Annotated in this window: 17 protein-coding genes; 16 read left to right on the top strand and 1 reads right to left on the bottom strand. The window is 51.8% G+C overall.

Going from position 1 to position 20,782, the window contains the following annotated elements:
* The 6 genes from PHS46_05035 to alr all read left to right on the top strand — a co-directional run bounded on the left by PHS46_05035 (position 1) and on the right by alr (position 5,336).
* Entirely contained in the window at positions 1–1,107 is a 1,107-nt protein-coding gene (locus PHS46_05035) for a DUF362 domain-containing protein (GenBank protein ID MDD3905881.1), read from the top strand.
* A gap of 61 nt (positions 1,108–1,168) precedes the next feature.
* A complete protein-coding gene (mtnA, locus tag PHS46_05030) occupies positions 1,169–2,209 on the top strand; it encodes an S-methyl-5-thioribose-1-phosphate isomerase (protein MDD3905880.1) in 1,041 nt (346 codons plus the stop codon).
* Positions 2,200–3,114, top strand: a complete 915-nt coding sequence (locus PHS46_05025; protein MDD3905879.1) for a thiamine-phosphate kinase — start codon at positions 2,200–2,202, stop codon at positions 3,112–3,114. The genes mtnA and PHS46_05025 overlap by 10 nt, the downstream gene beginning before the upstream one ends.
* 1 nt (position 3,115) lies before the next feature.
* Positions 3,116–3,535: a tRNA (adenosine(37)-N6)-threonylcarbamoyltransferase complex ATPase subunit type 1 TsaE gene (gene tsaE, locus PHS46_05020; GenBank protein MDD3905878.1), complete on the top strand. Its 420-nt coding sequence runs from the start codon at positions 3,116–3,118 to the stop codon at positions 3,533–3,535.
* A complete protein-coding gene (gene tsaB, locus PHS46_05015; protein ID MDD3905877.1) occupies positions 3,532–4,185 on the top strand; it encodes a tRNA (adenosine(37)-N6)-threonylcarbamoyltransferase complex dimerization subunit type 1 TsaB in 654 nt (217 codons plus the stop codon). The genes tsaE and tsaB overlap by 4 nt, the downstream gene beginning before the upstream one ends.
* A complete protein-coding gene (gene alr / locus PHS46_05010) occupies positions 4,182–5,336 on the top strand; it encodes an alanine racemase (protein ID MDD3905876.1) in 1,155 nt (384 codons plus the stop codon). The genes tsaB and alr overlap by 4 nt, the downstream gene beginning before the upstream one ends.
* A 24-nt stretch (positions 5,337–5,360) precedes the next feature.
* On the opposite strand, the gene PHS46_05005 is transcribed toward alr, so the two are convergent.
* Positions 5,361–5,996 carry a transposase gene (locus tag PHS46_05005; GenBank protein ID MDD3905875.1) on the bottom strand — a complete coding sequence of 212 codons (636 nt, stop codon included), beginning with the start codon at positions 5,994–5,996 and terminating at the stop codon, positions 5,361–5,363.
* A 223-nt stretch (positions 5,997–6,219) separates the two neighbouring features.
* Here PHS46_05005 and PHS46_05000 point away from each other — a divergent pair, with 223 nt between their 5' ends.
* From PHS46_05000 to PHS46_04955, 10 genes are all read left to right on the top strand, one after another.
* Positions 6,220–10,773, top strand: a complete 4,554-nt coding sequence (locus tag PHS46_05000; protein ID MDD3905874.1) for an N-acetyltransferase — start codon at positions 6,220–6,222, stop codon at positions 10,771–10,773.
* A gap of 91 nt (positions 10,774–10,864) precedes the next feature.
* Positions 10,865–12,520, top strand: a complete 1,656-nt coding sequence (ilvD, locus tag PHS46_04995) for a dihydroxy-acid dehydratase (protein ID MDD3905873.1) — start codon at positions 10,865–10,867, stop codon at positions 12,518–12,520.
* 51 nt (positions 12,521–12,571) lie between these two features.
* Complete coding sequence (gene ilvB / locus PHS46_04990) at positions 12,572–14,248, top strand: biosynthetic-type acetolactate synthase large subunit (GenBank protein ID MDD3905872.1); 1,677 nt, start codon at positions 12,572–12,574, stop codon at positions 14,246–14,248.
* A gap of 77 nt (positions 14,249–14,325) precedes the next feature.
* Positions 14,326–14,841, top strand: coding sequence for an acetolactate synthase small subunit (ilvN, locus tag PHS46_04985; protein MDD3905871.1), 516 nt, complete (start codon positions 14,326–14,328; stop codon positions 14,839–14,841).
* 23 nt (positions 14,842–14,864) lie between these two features.
* Positions 14,865–15,857 (top strand): ketol-acid reductoisomerase, encoded by a 993-nt coding sequence (ilvC, locus tag PHS46_04980; GenBank protein MDD3905870.1) that lies wholly within the window; start codon positions 14,865–14,867, stop codon positions 15,855–15,857.
* A 68-nt stretch (positions 15,858–15,925) separates the two neighbouring features.
* A complete protein-coding gene (locus tag PHS46_04975; GenBank protein ID MDD3905869.1) occupies positions 15,926–17,440 on the top strand; it encodes a 2-isopropylmalate synthase in 1,515 nt (504 codons plus the stop codon).
* Positions 17,441–18,316 (top strand): shikimate dehydrogenase, encoded by an 876-nt coding sequence (aroE, locus tag PHS46_04970; protein MDD3905868.1) that lies wholly within the window; start codon positions 17,441–17,443, stop codon positions 18,314–18,316.
* 10 nt (positions 18,317–18,326) lie between these two features.
* Positions 18,327–19,112, top strand: coding sequence for a prepilin peptidase (locus PHS46_04965; GenBank protein MDD3905867.1), 786 nt, complete (start codon positions 18,327–18,329; stop codon positions 19,110–19,112).
* Between the two features lie 77 nt (positions 19,113–19,189).
* Positions 19,190–20,314, top strand: coding sequence for a chorismate synthase (gene aroC, locus PHS46_04960; GenBank protein ID MDD3905866.1), 1,125 nt, complete (start codon positions 19,190–19,192; stop codon positions 20,312–20,314).
* Positions 20,314–20,782 (top strand): shikimate kinase (locus tag PHS46_04955; GenBank protein ID MDD3905865.1); only part of this gene is annotated, 469 nt, incomplete at its 3' end. The genes aroC and PHS46_04955, both read left to right, overlap by 1 nt.

Genomic DNA, 20,782 nt, shown 5'->3' with positions numbered 1-20,782 from the left:
ATGGCGAAAGTCGCTATCGTCGGATGCGATAATTATGACACGGGGAAAGTCTTCGACGCCGTTAAAAGAGCCGTGGACTTATCCGGCGGCATGGAAGCATTCGTCGAGCGCGGTACAAAAGTATTGATAAAACCGAATCTTATTTCGGAGCGGCCGCCCGAGGACGCCGTCGATACACATCCTGAGGTGGTGCGAGCGGTCATCCGGCTCGTTAAAGCGGCCGGAGGCATCCCGCTCGTCGGAGATTCTCCGGGCGGATACGGAGCCAATATCGAGAAGATACTGGAGATCTCGGGTATAGGCGCCGCCGCGCGCGAAGAAGGCGTCGAGGTTGTCAGGTTCACTGCGGCCAGATTCGTTGACGGCATACCGTTTACGCGTTATATATTCGACTGCGCAAGCATAATCTCCGTGCCGAAACTGAAAACGCACGGCGTGACGACGCTGACCGCCGCGATAAAGAATATGTACGGCACGGTCGCTGGGCTCTATAAGGCGGAGTGCCATTCCCGCGCGCCGAAAGAAGAAGATTTCGCGAAGGTCATCGCGAAAGTTTATTCCATCGCCAAGCCTGATCTCACGATCCTCGACGGAATAGTCGCGATGGAGGGCGACGGCCCGTCGGCCGGTGTTCCGAGACAGATGGGGGTGGTGATGGCCGGTTCCGACGGTGTGGCCATCGATACTTGCGCCGCGTTATTGATAGGGGTCGCGCCTCTGGATATCCTGGTTACTAAGGAATCTGCGGCTCTGGGGCTGGGCGAGGCGGATCCTGCCCGCATAGAGATAACGGGGGATGGGATGGAGCGTTTCGTCGCCGAGGATTTTAAATTGCCGCAGACGACGATAGCGTTACGGCTTTTGCCGCACAGTGTGGCCAGGAGCGTCGCAGGATTGATAAAGTTCAAGCCATATATCGACGATAAGATATGCGCTCGTTGCAATCTTTGTAAATCGACGTGCCCGGTCTCGGCTATTACGATCACCCCGGGCGCGTGCAGAATAGATTATAAAAAGTGTATAAAATGTCTTTGTTGCCAGGAAGTTTGTCCCTATAAAGCGATCAGTATAAAAAGAAATATTTTAACTAAACTGGTGTGGGGGTAGAATAACGTCATAGCGAGGCCCGCCTTTGGCTCGCCCGCAATGACTATGAAAGGATTCTTTTGTGCCGGTAAAAACTATTTTCTGGGCGGGCGATAAGATTAAACTTATCGATCAAACGCTTTTGCCTAACAAATTCAAATACATAATATGCGGCGATGTGAAGCGGCTCTGGCGCGCCATAAAATGGCTCGAGGTACGGGGCGCGCCTGCCATAGGCATTGCCGGCGCGCTCGGCGTAGCACTGGGTGCAAAAAATTCGAAGGCGAAGACTTCCGCGAAACTTATCACAGAGGTGAATGAGATAGCAGGTTATCTTGCGTCATCCCGCCCGACGGCAGTGAATCTTTTCTGGGCGCTCGAGCGGATGAAGGTTGCCGCGGCGGCCAACCGGGCGAAACAGGTTCCGGAAATAAAAAAGATATTACTGAAAGAAGCGCTCGCGATAATTGACGAAGATAAGCGCTCGTGCAGGCGCATGGCGCGATACGGTGCGAGCTTAGTAAAAAAGGGCGATACGATACTGACCCACTGCAACGCGGGTGCTCTTGCCACCGCGGATTACGGGACGGCGCTTGGCGTTCTCTTCGAGGCGAAGCGGCAGGGCAAACGGATTAAAGTCTACGTCGATGAGACGCGTCCGCTACTTCAGGGCGCGCGGCTCACTACGTGGGAGCTTATGCATGAGGGCATCGACGCGACGCTCATTTGCGATAACATGGCCGCGAGCTTGATGGCAAAAGGCGCGATCGATAGGATATTCGTCGGCGCCGACAGGATTGCCGCCAATGGAGACACCGCCAACAAGATCGGCACTTATAACGTGGCTGTGCTGGCAAAACATCATGGCGTACCTTTTTATGTGGCGGCGCCGTTCTCGACGATAGACCTGGATATGCCGTCGGGGAAGTATATACCGATAGAAGAGCGTTCCGGTGACGAGGTCAGGCGCGTGCATGGCGCCTGTATCGCGCCGAAAAATGTGAAGGTTTACAATCCGGCGTTCGATGTTACTCCGGCCGGATATATAACGGCGATAGTTACCGAGAAGGGTATATTGCGAAAGCCTTACGGGAAAAGTTTTAAAGGGTTACGATGCCAATGATAAAAGATGTCGGTGAGTTAGGATTGATAAAACGGATCGCTAAAAATATCCGGCTTGATAAAACCGTCGTCCGTGGCATAGGCGATGACACCGCTGTCATAAAATGGACGGCAGGGAAATATCTTTTATTCACCTGCGACATGCTCGTCGAGGGAACTCACTTTACCCGCAAGGGCGCCCGGCCGTTTCAGATCGGGCACAAGGCGCTTGCGCGCAACATAAGCGACATCGCCGCGATGGGCGGGGTGCCGAAATACGCGCTGGTTTCCGTAGGGCTCGACCCGGAGCTTCCGGTGTCGTTTGCCGACGGTATATTTAAAGGTATGAATGAGCTCGCTATGCGTTTTAAGATAAACATCGTCGGTGGGGATACGACAAGATCGAAGAAATTGGTAATAGATATTTCCCTGATTGGTGAAGTGGAACGGAAGAATCTGGTTTTACGCGGTGGCGCCCGGCCTGGCGACGCGATATTTATTACAGGCTCCGTCGGCGGCTCGATAAAGAGCAAACACCTGGATTTTACTCCGCGGCTCGAAGAGGCCCGCGCGCTTGTTAAGAATTACAAAGTTAATTCGATGATCGACGTCTCCGACGGGTTGTTGCTCGACCTGTGGCGCATTCTCGATGCGAGTAAAATGGGTGCCGTGATCTGTGAAGACCTGATACCGGTCTCGACCGGCGCTTCCTCATTCAGGAAAGCGATTACCGACGGAGAAGACTTCGAACTTTTATTTACCATGTCTGAGCGTGAAGCGCTCCGTCTTATGAATAGCCATGGCTCGAAGATCAAGGCTCCTGTAAGCTTAATCGGTCAGGTGGTAGACGCGAAGCGCGGCTATGTTCTGGTAAAGAAGAATCGAAAGGTCGAACGGCTTAAACCGGAAGGTTTTTTACATTTTTGATATGCGATACATTTCAAATAGTCCTGAAGATACGATAGAAATAGGGCGGAAGCTGGCGTTAAAACTAAAAAAGGGCGATGTTGTGGCCCTGATAGGTGACCTCGGCTCGGGCAAGACCGTGTTTACTAAAGGTATCGCCGCAGGGCTTGGCGTAAAGAATCCGCGTTATGTCAACAGCCCCACGTTTGTAATAATAAAAGAGTATAAAGGAAAATTGCCGCTCTACCATTTTGATCTCTACCGCCTGGATCATTCGAGCGTTCTCGACGAGGAAGGCTACGAAGAATATTTTTACAGCGATGGCGTTACGGTGATAGAATGGGCTGACAAGATACGGCCGATTCTGCCGAAAAAATACGTCGAAGTTAAATTGACCGCCCTGAGCGAGGATAAGCGGAAGATAGAGATGAGGAAAGCATGATGATCCTGGCGATAGACACATCTACGGATTATCTGAGTATTGCGGTCGTGCGCGACGGTAAGATTGTCGCCGGATTCCACCGGAAGATGCGCATGCGCCATTCGAGCATGCTTATGCCGACCCTCGAGAATGTGCTTAAAAAAGCGCGGGTTAAATTGCCCGCGGTCGATTGCCTGGCGATAAGCGCCGGCCCCGGCTCTTTTACGGGTTTACGTATAGGCGTTACGACTATCAAAGGGTTTTCCTTCGCGTTGGGGCTACCTATAGTTGCCGTTCCGACGCTCGACGTGATAGCGCGGAATATTAAAAGTTATCAGGGGATCGTTTGCCCGGTGCTGGACGCGCGTAAGAATAAGGTCTACGCGTGCCTGTATCGTTCAGAAGGTAAGAGCATGAAACGGATCTCCGGGTACATGCTTCTGCCGGTCAAGGATTTAATGGAGAAAACGGAGCGATATGATAAAATAGTATTTTTAGGAGACGCGCTTTCGCTGATAGGCAAAGAGCCTTCGGTCGAAAACTGGTATCCGAAAGCGGAAGTTGTCGCGCGCCTGGGCGAGGAGCTGTTCAAGCGCCGGAAAATAACTACCGCGGAAAAACTCGAACCGCTTTATTTATATTCAAAGGAGTGCGATATAAAAGGCATATGACACAAATGAACGTAACTACGAAGAACGGCCATTCGAAGCCGAGGTACAGGCCGACCTGGGCGGAGATAGACTTAAAAGCTATCGAATACAACTACAAGCAGGTGCGGCGGCTCGTCGGAAAAAACATGAACATCATGGTCGTGGTGAAGGCGAACGCCTACGGCCACGGCATAGTCGAGGTCGCGACGGTTCTCGAGCGGATCGGCGTAAATTATCTGGGAGTGGCCACTACCGACGAAGCGGTGCGCCTGCGCGAGAACGGCATAAAGACGCCGATACTCGTGCTTGGTTCGGTTTTGCCCGTAGAAATACCTGTGCTGGTCGAGCATGGTGTAACCATTACGTTATGCGACAGCGCTATTTTCGACGCCGTTAAGAAAGCCGCCGCGTTCGGTCGAGGAGCCAAAGTTCATGTAAAGATAGATACCGGTATGGGCAGAATAGGTATATGGCACGAGGATGCGCTGGATTTTATCAAGAGCGTAAGCCGCGAAAAGGATGTCCAGGTCGAAGGTATATACACGCATTTTTCGAGCGCCGGCCGTGATGATTTTTTCACAAATTACCAGATAGAGTCTTTCGAGAAACTTCTCGCGAAGCTTGAGGCTTCCGACATACGCATACCGTTGAAACATGCCGCGAACTCGATCGCCACCGTCGATATCAAGCGGGCGCACCTTAATCTCGTAAGACCCGGCCTTGTCATATACGGCATGTATCCGAAGTATAATTTCCCGAAGCTGATAAAGCTTAAGCCCGTCCTTTCCCTGAAAACGCATATAGTATACATAAAAGATACGCCACCCGGCCGCTCAATAAGTTACGGCCGAACGCACGTAACGCAGAAGAATACCCGCATCGCGACGCTCCCGATCGGCTACGCTGACGGGTTCGCGCGAAACCTCTCCAACAAAGCCGAGGTGCTCGTGCGCGGCAAGCGCGCGGGTGTCGTCGGCAAGGTGACGATGGATCAGACGATGATCGATATCGGCCACATAAAGAGCGCGCAGGTGGGCGACGAAGTTATCCTCGTCGGCCGCCAGGGGATGGAGGAGATCAGGATGGAGAAACTGGCTCGTCTTGCCGGGACCATCGCGTACGAAGCGATCTCGCTCATCTCAAACCGCGTCCCCCGTGTTTACAAAACATAATTTTCCACCCCGGGGTGGAAAGCGTTAAACCATTATCTTGTTTCGTGATACTTGTCGCTGTAATTTGATATTGGATATGCAGAATGTCTTATATCTTGCGGGTTGCATATCAATCAGATTGGAATAATTACATATTTTTTCCGTGCATTCTTCGGTATTTATGTATTCCCGATAGGAAGAAAATTCCCAATCATATGGGTCATCGGTTAAAAAAGCTGTAACCGGATTAAGGTGTATATACCGGGTTACGTGTAATAACTGCTCATCGTTTTCAATAAGCACATCCTTAAATCTTTTTTCCCAAATAGGGCCCTGCCGCTTGTATTTAAGATTAAAGTATTTCGTGTAGCTATTTAGAAGCATACTCATAAAATTGGATATACCCCCATCGGTATTTTGCCTTAATAGCAGATGTATGTGATTGGGCATTATGCAAAAAGCAACTATGTCAACCATGCATGCGCCAATATTTATACTCGGCCGCATATTGTGCAGATAATTGGAAAACTTACCTGGGCGGTTAATAAATCTGTAGAACTTAAGTGCCGCAATCATTCTGTGATAATCCGCCTCTACGATGAACGGTGCAGGGGCGTATCGGCTTTTTGTAATAACGTGATAGATTTGATCAGTGACAATAGGCATCATTCTTCTCGGCATAAAACTTTACCTCCTTGTAATTTTCCACCCCGGGGTGGAAAGCATGACCCCTCACTATATAGACGGTCAAAATGCGGTTTTGTTGCAAAAAAAGTTAACATTTTTTTAATTTTCCACCCCGGGGTGGAAATGTTAGGCTAAAAAAAGTTAGCTGACTTTCGGTTGAATTAACCCTGCCATATGATATAATCAAATAACTTATATGCATATCAATAGCAGAGGAATGACGATATTTTTTAAAAAGACTCTCGCCGGGTTTGTCGCGGGGGTATTTTTATTTTCTAATACTTTTGCAAATGCCCAGGAATATGCAAATCTTGCGCCATGGAAAGCCACGGCTTCTCCAGATTTTCAGAAACGATTCGAGGCGGGATGCGAAGCGGTTGCCGCGAGATATGTTAACTATTATCTGGCAAAGCTGGGTGGTTTCGACAAACTGAAGAAGGTGCGCGAAGATTGGGCGGATTATGGTAACGGAAGAAAGCCCGTAGTAATCGCGTCGTTTCCCGGGTTATCGGCAAAGTTCAATGTAAACACTATTATTGACTTAAAAATAGATTCCGCGCGGCCGGTCATATTTGTCGATCCAAAATATTTTTGGGATGAACCATTACTGTTTCCGGTTAAGAAGGAAGCGGTCGCGAAGCACGAAGAGGCGAATTTTCGTATCCGCGGCGGAAGTTTTGGAATGCCCAATAATCCGCAGAGGACGGCTGTGCCGAGCGCGATCGGCGCCGGCGGTGACCTGGCCCCGCTGGGCGATTTTTCAATGCTGGATGATCGTCCGATGCCGTCTTCGGCGTGGAACGCGCACCCCGCGGTTTCAGGCTTGAGATTCTGGCAGGGTCCCGGCGCGTCCGATGTGCCGTCCCCGTCCAATGGCGCGAATGCCGATCGTTACCCGGGGCTTACCGGCGCTGAGGCTAAAGTAATAGACGAGCGCATAGAGAGGCTCGATCGCGAACGGGAAGCGCTACAGATTACAGTTGTAGGTATGGTGAGTGCTACGATCGAAATGCTTTCCCGCTATCAGGGAATGATGAGTTGTGAAACGATTACGAAAAGTTTCGAAAAAACCCGGCGGCCAATCCTGTCTAAGCTCCGCAGAATGCGCCGTGTTATGGCAGAGCGTCGTTTTTTAACCGGCAATATCAGGCAATGCTATATCGACAGGCTTGACCCATCGATTGATCTCGAATTGTCGTCGCGTTTTACCGATATCCTTATTCATGCGGCATCAAAAGCTGGAATTTGCGGAGTAACAGCTTGTGAGTGTTCTCGTGAATACGAAGGTAGCGGCGAAAAGGTCATTTATCGTTATCCCGCGCTTGATTTTAAAGGTCATCGGATCGCCATAAATATATATTTTAAGAAAGAAGCGGATAAGATAACCGGCAGGTTTATTTTTTACGACCCGGATACCGGAAGCGCGGCGATCAGGTCGGTGCTAAATAAATATTATCTGTTTGCCCCACATAGCGATAAGGGACGTCAGTTAACTGAGTTCAGCGAAGAATTCGAGAGGCTTCGGACAGCGCGTATGTCCGCTATAGTCACCAAAGCCGCGTGCTACAGAGATGATGCGGTAGGATTGCTTTATGACGATCTGGACCGGCTTTACAATGTTGATAATATGGAGGAAACAAATAGAATACTGACCAGGATGATAGGGAACTTATCGGCGATCGAGGACGCGCCGATTCGCAGGATCTCATCTATTGACAAGAAGGATTTTTACGCGAAACTGGCCGCTTTGATAGATGTCCGGGGGTGGCTCGACCTTTCGGATGGTGCGGTGGAGAGGCTTCTTGAAAGATATGATGGGCGTACCGCCCCCCGTGGAATAGAAATTTTTACCGAAAAGTGTATTAACGCGCCGCTCCCGAAAGAATATGTCGAATTCACTAAAAGCCGTGTAAGGAAAGATGTAAAAGTTTTAGAAAACTATGCTGATGCCTATGAGGTAGTAAAAGAGGTTATCCATATGTTGGGGATAACCGTTTTGGAATTAGCCAGACGGGTAGGGATCGGGTGGCGTACTCTTGCGAATGTCGCAAATGGAGTAGGCGGCTTGCCGCAGAATGCTCTTGAGGTAATAAGCGAATATGCCCATGCGCAAGCAGTTGCTTTATTTACGGACATACAGAAGGCTTTGAACCTTGATGATACTGAATATGGGAAAGTAGTGTCTCCAAAAAATCCGATCTCTGCCGTCGAAGTGCAAAATATGAAGCGCGGCGATATGGCTATACCGACAGCCGTTATGATCGCGGCGAGAACCGCTTTTGAAAAAAGTAAGCATAAAATTATACTCGGTTTAATTAAACAGAGCAAATTGACGGTCAAAAATTTTGCCGAAGCTACCGGTGTCAAATATAGTCTTGTGAAAGCAATTAAAGCCAAGACGGCCAGTTTTTCTCCGGAATATGTTATTAAAGCGCGGGAGGCTGTCGAGCGATTGTCTCGGGCGTCGAGCGCGCGGGCGAAATTGAAATTTAATATGCACGTCAGATCCGCGGACACGCTTACAGGCCAGATGATCGGATCGCTCAACGATTTGCCGGAATGGGCGAGGATTTCTTTTGCCGTTGTGCAACATGGAGGCTCTCTTGGCGAAAGACGTCTATATACCGTCGGGGAATTGATTAAAAAAGCGCATGAATTAATCGCCGGATCCGAAATAGCTATTTTTGTCGAAAGCGATAAGTTGAGTCGGGATGTATTAGATCGCATGGCGCGTCATATTGCCGATGTGGCAGAGGCGTATGAGGAATCTGGCCGGAGGGAGATTTTACCCGGATCTTTAGAAAGGATTGGGAATCTTTATAGGGCGTATCTTAACGATTTAACAACCATGGGTTTTGATATCGAAGAGAATCGTGCCAAGCCGCGTACGGATGACGCTGGGGCCTTCGTTGAAAATTCCAAAACTCCGTCTACACCGGAAACCGCGCCGGCAGGCAGAAAGAGGGATGCTGTCACGATAAAACCGCTCACAATAGAGTATGCCAGGGACCATCTCAAAGAGATACTGGAACTGCATAACACCATTAAGGTGGATATCTGGGAAGAAGGGCAACTATTGACGGACGAATGGAAGGCCGGGGAATTTGGCAGACCCAACCACAGGGTATTTCCGGGCAAGTGGGATCATAGCTATATATGCGAGGACAGCTCGGGTCATCCGATAGGGTTGCTGATCGGATATGAAGAGGCGGCCGGGAACAGACTGGGCCTTAACAAAGTCTCTCTCTATTTTCATGCTTTGGCCGTAAGTTATGGGTATCAAAATAGAGGGATTGCGAAGCGGTTATTTCTTAGAGCCGTTGCAGATATCAACAAAAGTGGGTTTATTTATTTGAAGCAGGATTATGCCGGCCCGCCCTTAGTCTCCCTGCAGGTCGAGGAAGAAAATATCAGGGCGCAGAGTATTTACCAAAAATTGGGGTTTGAATGGTGCGCCACCGAAGAACTTTCTGATCATAAAGAGTACATTTATGTGAGCGACTCTTCCAAGATGCTGGACAACCTGACTGGTCGAAGCGTTGCCGAGCCTAAAGATATAATCATTAGCCCGCACGCGTTGACCCGCTTGCCCAACGGCGATCGTTTGGCCGAGGCCGTGACCGGGGCGGTTCGGACGAAGCAGACTGTGTCGGCCGGAGGCGCGTCAGTCGTTGTCTCGGGTACGGAGCGGGCGTCTGGAGTGAAGAAAAACGAGATTGCTTCTCCCGCCCTGGATGATGACCGCGGGCGGGATCGCAATGACGAAAGACGAACGACGAACGACGCGACGCCGGCCGGTCTGCTGATGGGCCTCCGCGACAACCCGGAGCGGATGGCCGCGGCGCTTAGCGAGAAAGGGATCGCGTCCTCCTACGCTAAAGCTTCGGAGGACAAGCCGGCGTCGGACACGGAGCGGGCGATATTCGAGACACTCGTCGGCGCGGGCGTGTTTGAGCCGGCCACGACGGCGGGTAATTACCGGTTTACGGAGATGATGCGAGGAGCGCCGGTTGATGGCGCTACGCAAAACGCACCACGAACGATGCACAACGAGCAAGAGTATATCCAGAACCTCATCAACGTCGTTACCGGCGCACCGGCTGACGTAAATAAGCCGGCCACAGGGACTCTTCTCGGGCGAAAGGATATTCCCGCCGCGGAATTGCCGATGGTTAAGGCGGCACTGCGACTGCACGTTTCGGATTATGCGTACAGGCAGATAAAAGAATCGCAGGTTACAGAGAAAGTCTACACGATAAAGGCCTGGGCCGGATACGCCGCGCCCAGTCAGACGAATTTTCTGACGAAGATAAGAAAGATCACGCAGGATAAACAATATCGGGTAAGTTTTAACGAAATCGGCGAACTCGTATCGTTCGCGTGCAATAATGTCAATGATGATACGGTTACGATACTGCCGTTAAATATGCTGGATGTTGATCAGGTTACGGCTCTTAAAAATGCGAACGCGAAGGTCATTTATATCAATCTGGATGGCCGTAATATCGGAGCGGATGACCTGGTAGATCTCGAAGGGCTGATCGGTACCGGCAAGGCGTATCTTGCCGATGACGAAGAATCGTTTTACAAGCTATACCGGTTATTGGCAAAGGAGCCTGTAAGTGACTATGTGGCGTTGAGCGAACTCAAAAGTAACCCGTTCTTATTTATAAACCGGCTTAAATTCATACTGCGACCGATTGACGTGAAGGATCCCGCGGAATTACCTCGTCTTAAAGCGCGCCAGGAGTACCTACTCGAATTCGCGTAACCACGTACCCCGGGGTGCGAAAACGCCTTTGATATTGACACCTATATGACTAATATTATATAATCCTATTCTTATTTGGAGGTACCTCTATATGCGAAGTGACAAGATAAAAAAAGGTGTCGAACGCGCAGGGGCGCGCTCACTTTTATACGCTACAGGCGTGTCCAAGGAGGATATGGCCAAGCCGTTCATAGCGGTTGCCACGTCCAGAACTGATATTATCCCCGGCCATATACACATGGCCAGGCTTGAACGCTTCATCGAGCGCGGGATAGCCGCGGCGGGAGGCGTGCCGTTCTTCTTCGGCGTGCCCGGCATATGCGACGGCATTGCCATGGGCCACACAGGCATGAGATATTCGCTCGCTTCGCGCGAGCTTATCGCCGACATGATCGAGTGTATCATGAAGGCGCATCAATTCGATGGGCTCGTTTGCCTGACGAATTGCGATAAGATCACCCCAGGGATGCTTATGGCGGCCGGACGGCTCAATGTGCCGTCGATCGTCGTTACGGCGGGGCCGATGATGAGCGGAAACCTGCGCGGCAGGCGGCTCTCGCTCGTCAAAGATACGTTTGAGGCGGTCGGAAGGTTTAAGAAAGGCGATATTTCACAGGACGAACTGAGCTCGCTTGAGATGTGCGCATGCCCGGGCGCCGGCGCCTGTCAGGGCCTGTATACGGCTAACTCTATGGCGTGCGTGACCGAGGCGCTCGGCATGAGTGTTCCCGGATGCGCGACGGCATTGGCGGTTTCCGCGAAGAAGGACAGGATCGCGCAGGAATCCGGCGAAAGAATAGTCAATCTTGTGCGCAGGAACATCCTGCCGCGGACGATCTGCAGGAAAGAGGCATTTGAGAATGCCATAAAAGTCGATATGGCGCTCGGCGGCTCTACGAATACAGTTTTACACATAATGGCTGTGGCTAAAGAGTTTGGTGTCGATATCCCGATAGAGATGTTCGATGAGATATCGAAACATACACCACATTTATCAAATATCCTCCCGGGCGGCGATCATTTCATGGAGGATCTCGATTCTGCGGGCGGTATCCCGGCGATAATGAAGCGGATGAAGAACCAGCTTGACGATATCATGACGTGCAGTTCGAAGACAATAAGTCAGATAGCCAACGACGCCCAGATCCTCGACGAAGACGTGATACGCGATTACAAGAACGCTTATCACAAAGAGGGCGGGATCGCGGTTCTGAAAGGCAATATTTCGCCCGAAGGAGCGGTCATAAAACAGACGGCCGTATCCGAGGCGATGATGCATTTTAATGGCAAGGCGAAAGTTTATGATTCCGAAGAGGCGGCGATGGCGGCGATCATGGCAGGCAAGATCAAAAAAGGCGATTGCGTCGTAATCCGATACGAAGGGCCGAAGGGCGGGCCGGGGATGAGAGAGATGCTCTCACCGACCGCCGCGATAGTCGGGATGGGGCTGGCCGATGATGTGGCGCTCATTACCGACGGGCGTTTCTCCGGAGGGACTCAGGGGCCGTGCATCGGGCACATCGCCCCGGAAGCGCAGGCCGGAGGCGTGATAGCCATTATCCAGGACGGAGACGAGATACAGATAGATATTCCGGCGAGAAAGCTTGAGCTTATGGTTGCGCCGGATGAGATAAAGAGGCGCCTTGCGGCGTGGAGGGCTCCCGAGTTGAAGGAAAAAGAGGGCTACCTCGCGCGATACGCGAAAGTTGTATCATCGGCGTCAGAGGGAGCAATACTTAAAGCATAACTATGAGGCCGTAGGGGAGGTTTAAACCTCCCCTACGGCTGTGGATAACTTATGAAACTGACAGGCGCTAACATACTGATCGAGTCGTTGAAGAAAGAAGGTGTCGATGTAATATTCGGCTACCCGGGCGGACAAGTTTTGCCCATTTTCGACGCTCTTTACGATTCACCGGTCAAGCTGATACTGACGCGCCACGAGCAGGGGGCGGCGCACGCGGCCGACGGTTATGCCCGCGCGACCGGCAAGGTCGGGGTCTGCTTAGCCACGTCGGGCCCGGGCGCCACAAACCTTGTCACCGGCATAGCCACCGCGTACATGGACTCCGTTCCGATGGTCGCGATCACAGGCCAGGTCAAATCCTTTTTGATAGGCAACGACGCGTTCCAGGAAGCGGATATCACAGGCATAACGCGGCCAATTACAAAACATAATTACTTGGTCGAGGACATAAAAGACCTGGCGCGCATTGTTAAAGAGGCGTTCCACATAGCTTCGACCGGCAGGCCGGGGCCCGTCCTGATAGATCTGCCCAGCGACATTCAACAGCAGGAAGCGGACTTTAAATATCCGGATCGCGTCGAGCTTCGCGGTTACAAGCCGACGTATGAAGGCCATCCGGGCCAGATAAAACGCGCGGCGAAGGCGATCTCGGAATCGAAGAGGCCGATACTCTACGTGGGCGGCGGCGCCATAACTTCCGGGGCATCGGAAGAGGTGCGCGAGCTTGCTATTAAAAATAACATACCGGTTACGATGACGCTTTTAGGGCTCGGAGCTTTCCCTCAGGACCATAAATTGGCGCTCGGCATGCTCGGCATGCACGGAACCGCTTACGCGAACCATTCCATAATGGAATCGGATCTCATCATCTCCGTCGGCGCAAGGTTCGACGACAGGGTTACGGGCAAGGTCGATGAATTTGCCCCGCACGCTAAAGTCATCCATATCGATATCGATCCGTCGAGCGTTTCGAAATCGGTCGATGTCGATATACCTATAGTCGGGGATGCGAAGACGATATTAAAATGCCTTCTGAAGGCCGTGAAGCCGCCGGATACGAAGGATTGGATAAAACGGGTTGAAGAATGGAAAAAGAAACATCCGCTCGCCTACAAAGACGACGACAAGCTCCGTCCGCAATACGTACTCGAGGAGATATGGCGCGCCACGAAAGGCGACGCTATTATCTGTACCGAGGTAGGACAACACCAGATGTGGGCGGCGCAGTTCTATAAGTTCCTGAAGCCGCGGACACTGCTCTCGTCGGGCGGGCTCGGGACGATGGGGTACGGTTTCCCGGCCGCTATCGGCGCGCAGATCGGTATGCCGAAAGCGACCGTATTCGACATAGCCGGCGACGGCTCGATACAGATGAATATCCAGGAGCTCGCGACGGCGGTCATTAACAAACTTCCCATCAAGGTTGCGATATTGAATAACGGATATCTCGGCATGGTCAGGCAATGGCAGGAGCTCTTTTACAAAAAGCGCTATTCCTATACCACGCTTGGCGGGATGTGCCCGGACTTCTTGAAACTGGCGGAGAGTTACGGCGCTGTAGGCATCAGGGTTACGAAAAAGAGCGAGGTTAAGGCGGCGATCGCCCGCGCGCTTAAGACGGACAATACCGTATTCCTTGATTTTCACGTCGAGGAGGAAGAGAATGTGTTCCCGATGGTTCCGGCGGGGCAGGCGATAAATAAGATGATCGGTGGAGGGTTGGCGTAGGAACGTCGGGGATAACCGCGCAGGTTATCTGCCGGGTTAACGCAGGCCAACCTGCGCGGTTAACCAGGGGTCGAATTATGAAACACACAATTTCGGTTTTAGTCGAAAATAAGTTCGGTGTTCTTGCCCGCATAGCCGGGTTATTCAGCGCGCGCGGTTTCAATATATCGTCACTTGCGGTCGGCGAGACGGAGGATCCGTCCGTCTCCAGGATGACGATAGTCGTCAAAGGCGACGACAGGACGCTCGACCAGGTTAAGAAGCAATTAAACAAGCTTATCGATACGATAAAAGTTGTCGATTTTAAAGAGGGCGATTTTATCGACAGAGAGCTTATACTTGTTAAAGTAGCGGTTACGACTAAAAATCGCAGGGAAGTTCTCGAGGCGATAGAGTCTCTCGGCGCCGAGATTGAGAACGCGGGCGCAAAGTCGATAAGCTTAGCCGCTAAGGGCGACCAGACGAAGATAAATGCGATACTCGAGCTTCTTCGGCCGTTCGGGATAATGGAGGTGGTCAGGACGGGCAGGATCGCGATGAGCATAGAAGACAAAGATTTGAAGACCGAGGGAAAACCCGAGGTTAATGAGTAAACAAAGAAAGGAGCAGTAAGGCAATGGCAAAGATTTATTATGATAAGGACGCGGATTTAAATTTATTGAAAGGTAAAAAGATAGCCGTTATCGGATACGGCATACAGGGGCGCGCCCAGAGTTTGAATCTGCGCGATTCAGGTCTCGATGTGATAGTAAGCGAATTGCCCGGGACGGCGAATTTCGAACAGGCGAAGAAAGACGGGTTTAATCCGGTGTCCGCTAAGGAGGCATCGAAAGAGGCCCAGGTGATCCAGATATTGACCGAGGACCATGTTCAGGCGAAAGTGTACAAAAACGACATCATGGAGAACATGACGAAGGGCAAGGCGCTTTTATTCTCCCACGGTTTTAACATAAGGTTTAAGCAGATAAAGCCGTCGAAGAAGATTGACGTTATCATGGTCGCTCCGAAGGGCCCGGGCGCGTTGGTGCGCAGGATGTACGAAGAGGGCAAGGGTGTTCCATGTCTTGTGGCCGTGTATCAGGACGCGACGGGTAACGCTAAGAATGTCGCGCTCGCTTACGCGAAAGGTATCGGCGGGACCAGGGCCGGTGTCATCGAGACGACGTTTGAAGAGGAGACTGAGACGGATCTTTTTGGCGAGCAGGCAGTGTTATGCGGCGGCGCGTCTGAGCTTATTAAAGCGGGATTCGATACGCTGGTCGATGCCGGATATCAGCCGGAGATCGCGTATTTCGAGGTTCTTCACGAGCTCAAGCTCATCACCGACCTTATACAGGAAAAAGGTATCAGCGGGATGCGTTCGAGAGTTTCTAACACGGCGTGCTACGGCGATATTACTCGTGGCAAGAGAATAATAACCGACAAGACGCGTAAGGTTATGCAGAAGATACTCAAAGAGATAAAGAGCGGCAAATTTGCCAGAGAATGGATAAAAGAGAACGAGGATGGCAGGCCCAACTATAATTCGATCCTGAAAAGCGAGTGCGCCCACAGGATAGAGAAGGTCGGTTCGGATCTGCGCAAGATGATGCCATGGATGGAAAAATAAAGATCTCGGCATCGTGCTTCGCTTCGGCCGTAGCTTAAGCACGAATACCTCGATAACAGGATGGCGTTATGAGTGAGAAAATAATAATATTCGATACGACACTGCGCGATGGCGAGCAATCGCCGGGCGCCAGTCTCAATATTAACGAGAAGCTCGAGATAGCCAGGCAACTGGCTGTCTTGGGCGTCGACGTTATTGAGGCGGGTTTTCCCATATCCAGCCCCGGCGACTTTGAAAGTGTCCGGGCGGTAGCCCGGGAGGTGAAGGGGCCTGTCATATGTGGCTTAGCTCGCGCTATCGAAAAGGATATAGACGCCGCTTACGATGCCGTGAAGGCATCCGGCCGGCCGCGTGTCCACGTCTTCCTGGCGACCTCGAAGATACACATGAAGTATAAATTAAAGAAGGCCGAGGATGAGATATTAAAGTTGGCGGTCGCGAGCGTGAAATACGCCCGCCGTAAATGCCGCGACATCGAGTTTTCCGCAGAAGACGCTTCGCGAACCGATATCGGATTTTTGTGTAAAGTAGTCGAGGCGGCTATAGACGCCGGAGCTACGACGATGAATATTCCCGATACGGTCGGTTACACGACGCCGTTCGAATTTGCAGAGATAATCAAAGGCTTAAAGAATAATGTGCCGAATATCGAAAAGTGCGTTATTAGCGTCCATTGCCATAACGACCTGGGGCTGGGTGTGGCTAATTCACTCTCAGCCGTGTTGAATGGCGCCGGGCAGATAGAATGCACGATAAACGGCCTGGGCGAGAGGGCCGGCAACGCTTCCTTAGAAGAGATCGTCATGGCTATAAAGACGCGAAACGATATATTTAAAGGCATGACCACCGGCATCAAAACTACAGAATTATACAAGACGAGCCGGATGGTGTCGAAATTGACCGGCATGGCCGTGCAGGCTAATAAAGCGATCGTCGGTTCAAATGCCTTCAGCCACGAGTCCGGCATACATCAGGACGGTGTCATGAAGGAGAGGACGACCTACGAGATAATGCGGCCCGAAGATGTCGGATTCGAGGAGACACGTTTTGTGCTGGGCAAGCATTCCGGCAGGCACGCCTTTGCGGAACAACTGAAGAAGCTCGGATTCACCCTGAATAAAGAGCAGATAGAGGTGGCGTTCGACCGGTTCAAGAACCTGGCAGATAAGAAGAAGGAAGTCTTCGACGAGGATCTCGAAGCTATCGTGGACGAGGAGATATCGCGTATGCCGGAGAAGTTCCGGTTGGCGCATTTTTATATCTCGTCCGGCGACCAGGTGAAGCCCACCGCCAGCATAAAATTGAAATTCGATAACAAAATACTCGAGGCATCCTCGAGCGGGGACGGCCCTGTCGACGCCTGTTACAAGGCGATTGATAAGATCACCGGCCTGACCGGCAAGCTACTCGACTATCAAATACGGAGTGTCACGAGCGGTAAGGACGCGTTAGGCGAGGTTTTGATTAAGATATCGTCGAAGGGCAATATTGTCTCCGGCCGCGGCGCATCTACCGATATTATCGAAGCCAGTGTTAAGGCGTATTTAAGCGCCGCAAATAAGCTCGTTTACAAAAGACAGTAAATGGCAAAATTAAAATACGGAATTATCGGCCATCCCGTCCGGCATTCGCTTTCGCCCGCTATGCAGGGCGCGGCCTTTCACGCGCTTGGCATAGACGCCGAATATCTTCTCTATGATGTCGAGCCGGAAAAACTGAACGATTTTTTAAAGGATGCCCCCGCCGTAAATATCTCCGGATTCAACGTAACGGTCCCCCATAAGATAAAAGCAAAGGAATATATCGAACGCGCCGGCTCTCTCGACGAGAATGCCAGGCGGCTCGGCGCTGTCAATACCGTAAAGGTCGCCGGGGACGGGTCTATTTGCGGTTACAATACGGATGGCCCGGGATTTTACCGGTCGCTGGTCGAGGATCTGGGGTTCGAGCCGGAAGGTAAAACCGCGTTTTTCTTAGGTGCCGGCGGAGCGGCGCACGCGTGCATTATGTATCTGGGCAACGGCCCTAAAAAGATATACGTATTCGATGTGGACAGGACGAAGACCAGAGATCTAAAAGCGCATTATGGGAAATATTACGACCCGGCGCGGCTCGTCGTCGTGGAGCGGGGTGAGTATAACGACGCGCTTAAATGTTCGGCCCTTGTGGTCAACACGACTCCGGTCGGGATGAAGGATGCGGATCCGTCGCCGGTAGATACGGCGTTACTGCGGCGTGGGCAGTACGTCTATGACCTCGTGTATAACCGTCCGTCGACCCAGCTCGTCAAAGAAGCGACGCGGCTGAAACTGCACGCGTCCACGGGGCTGGGGATGCTTCTGTATCAGGGGGCGATAGCTTTCGAGATATGGACTGGGGCGAAGGCGCCGGTCGGTGTGATGAGGAAGGCGCTCAAAGAAGCTCTGAGAGAATCAGCTCGAGCAGTAGGTAGTAAGTAACAGGAGCCAGATGTATATATTAACAACGGTTTTTGTGTTTATCTTCGGTTTGCTTATCGGAAGCTTTCTGAATGTCTGCATGTACAGGATGCCGAAGGGTAAGTCCATCGTATTCCCGGCGTCCCATTGCCCGGCGTGCGAAAAGGATATAGCCTGGTACGACAATATCCCGGTCGTAAGCTTTATCGTTCTGGGCGGGAAATGCAGGTTTTGCAAGACAAAGATATCTTTCAGGTACCCGATCGTCGAGATGGTGACGGCGATTTTACTCGCGGCGCTATTCTTGAAATTCGGCGTTACCGCTAAATTTTTGGCATATTCCGTAATGTCGTGCGGATTAGTCGTCGCGACATTCGTTGATTTTGAGATACAGGAGATACCTGACGAAATATCGATAGGCGGAGCAGTGGTTGGGCTTGCGCTGGCGTTCGCGTTCCCGTCGATACTTGGCGAGGCCGCCAGGATGAAGGCGCTCCTTAATTCGGTTATAGGCGCTGTCGCCGGAGGCGGGAGCATATATCTTCTGGGCGTTGCCGGCAAAGTTATGTTTAAGAAAGAGGCGATGGGCGGCGGCGACGTGAAATTGATGGCGTTTGTAGGCTCGATCATCGGATTAAAACTGGTACTGCTGACGTTTTTCATAGCGCCGTTTCTCGGAGTAATACCGGGAATTATTTCCAAGATCCGGAGCGGCGCCGAAACGATACCATACGGCCCGTTCCTTTCGCTGGCGGTGATAATAGCGATATTTTTCGGAAATCAGATACTGAGTATGTTTTTCGGCGGGATAATTTAACCTGAGATAACCGCGTCAACCGCGCAGGTTACCTACGCGGTTGACAGAAGGTTATCTATAAGACATGGGAGATGACTATGTTGCGCTATCTTACAAGCGGTGAGTCACACGGAAAGTGTATGCTCGCGATCTTAGACGGGATGCCGGCGGGGCTGAAGGTTGACGAAGCAGTTATAAACCGGGAGCTCGCGCGGCGGATGGCCGGCTATGGCCGGGGCGGACGCATGAAGATCGAGGCGGACAAGATACAGATACTCTCCGGCCTGCGGCGCTCGCGCACTATAGGCAGTCCCATATCGCTTATGATAGAGAATGTCGACCAGTCCATAGAGGAACTACCAGTGATCCTGCATCCGCGTCCCGGGCACGCGGATCTTGCGGGTGCGATGAAGTATGATTTCGAGGATATGCGCAATGTCCTGGAACGCGCGAGCGCGAGGGAGACCGTTTCGAGAGTCGGTGTGGGGGCTGTCTGCAAGCTACTTTTGGCCGAATTCGGCATTCGTGTAACGAGCCACGTTACCGCGATCGGGAATGTCCAGTCGCGCCCCAACAGCCTGGGGTTTTCGCAGATCGTTACGCTTTCTGAAAAGTCGGCGGTGCGGTGCGCCGATCCCGCGGCGTCGCGGCTTATGTGCAAGGATATCGACATGGCGATGGCCTCCGGCGATACCCTCGGAGGAATTTTTGAGGTCGTCGTCAACGGCGTTCCGCCCGGACTCGGCAGTCATACCCAGCACGATAGGCGGCTCGACAGCATTCTTGCCGGCGCTGTCATGTCGATACAGGCGATCAAAGCGGTTGGGTTCGGCGAAGGTTTTAGAACCGCCGAGCGTCGCGGCTCAGCTGTCCACGATGAAATATTTTACTCGAAGGCGCGCGGCTTTTACAGAAAGACGAATAATGCCGGTGGGATTGAGGGCGGCATGACGAATGGCGAAGATATCATGATACACGCGGCCATGAAGCCGATAGCCACACTTAAGAAGCCTCTGGTCAGCGTCAATATAAAGACGAAGAAGGCATTCAAAGCGACGGTGGAGCGTAGTGATGTCTGCGCGGTTCCCGCGGCGGGCGTGGTGGGCGAGGCCGTAGTGGCTGTCGCGGTCGCCAACGCGTTCATCGAGAAGTTCAGCGGCGATTCGATTACAGAGATTAAACGCAATTATCGCGGATATATGGAGCAGGTCAGGAAAATTTAATGAAAAATATAGTTCTGATCGGATTCATGGGCACAGGGAAGACCACGATAGCGATACAGCTTGCCGATAAACTTGGCATGCGTTACGTCTCTATCGATGATCTCATAGAAAAGCGCGAGAAGCGCACCATAAATGAGATATTTACCGAGGAGGGCGAGGACTATTTCCGCGATATCGAAAGCCAGGTTGTCCGCGAAGTCTCCGGGCAGGATGGGCTCGTGATCGATACCGGCGGCGGGGTCGTCATACGGGAAGAGAACCTCGTCAACCTGAAGGCGGCGGGTATCGTCATCTGCCTTACTGCCGACGAAGGGACAGTGATGGAGCGCACGAAGAAGTATAAACACCGTCCGCTCCTCAACGACGAGGATCCGAAACTCAAAATACGCATGCTTCTTGCTAAGCGCGCTCCGTTGTACGCGAAATCCGATCATGTTATCGATACGGGGAAGTTTACGGCGCGGCAGG

The organism is Candidatus Omnitrophota bacterium (assembly GCA_028699255.1).
GTDB lineage: Bacteria > Omnitrophota > Gorgyraeia > 2-01-FULL-45-10 > 2-01-FULL-45-10 > FEN-1322.
The sequence above is the reverse complement of the archived record's forward strand: the minus strand, read 5'-3'. Positions and strand labels throughout refer to the sequence as shown.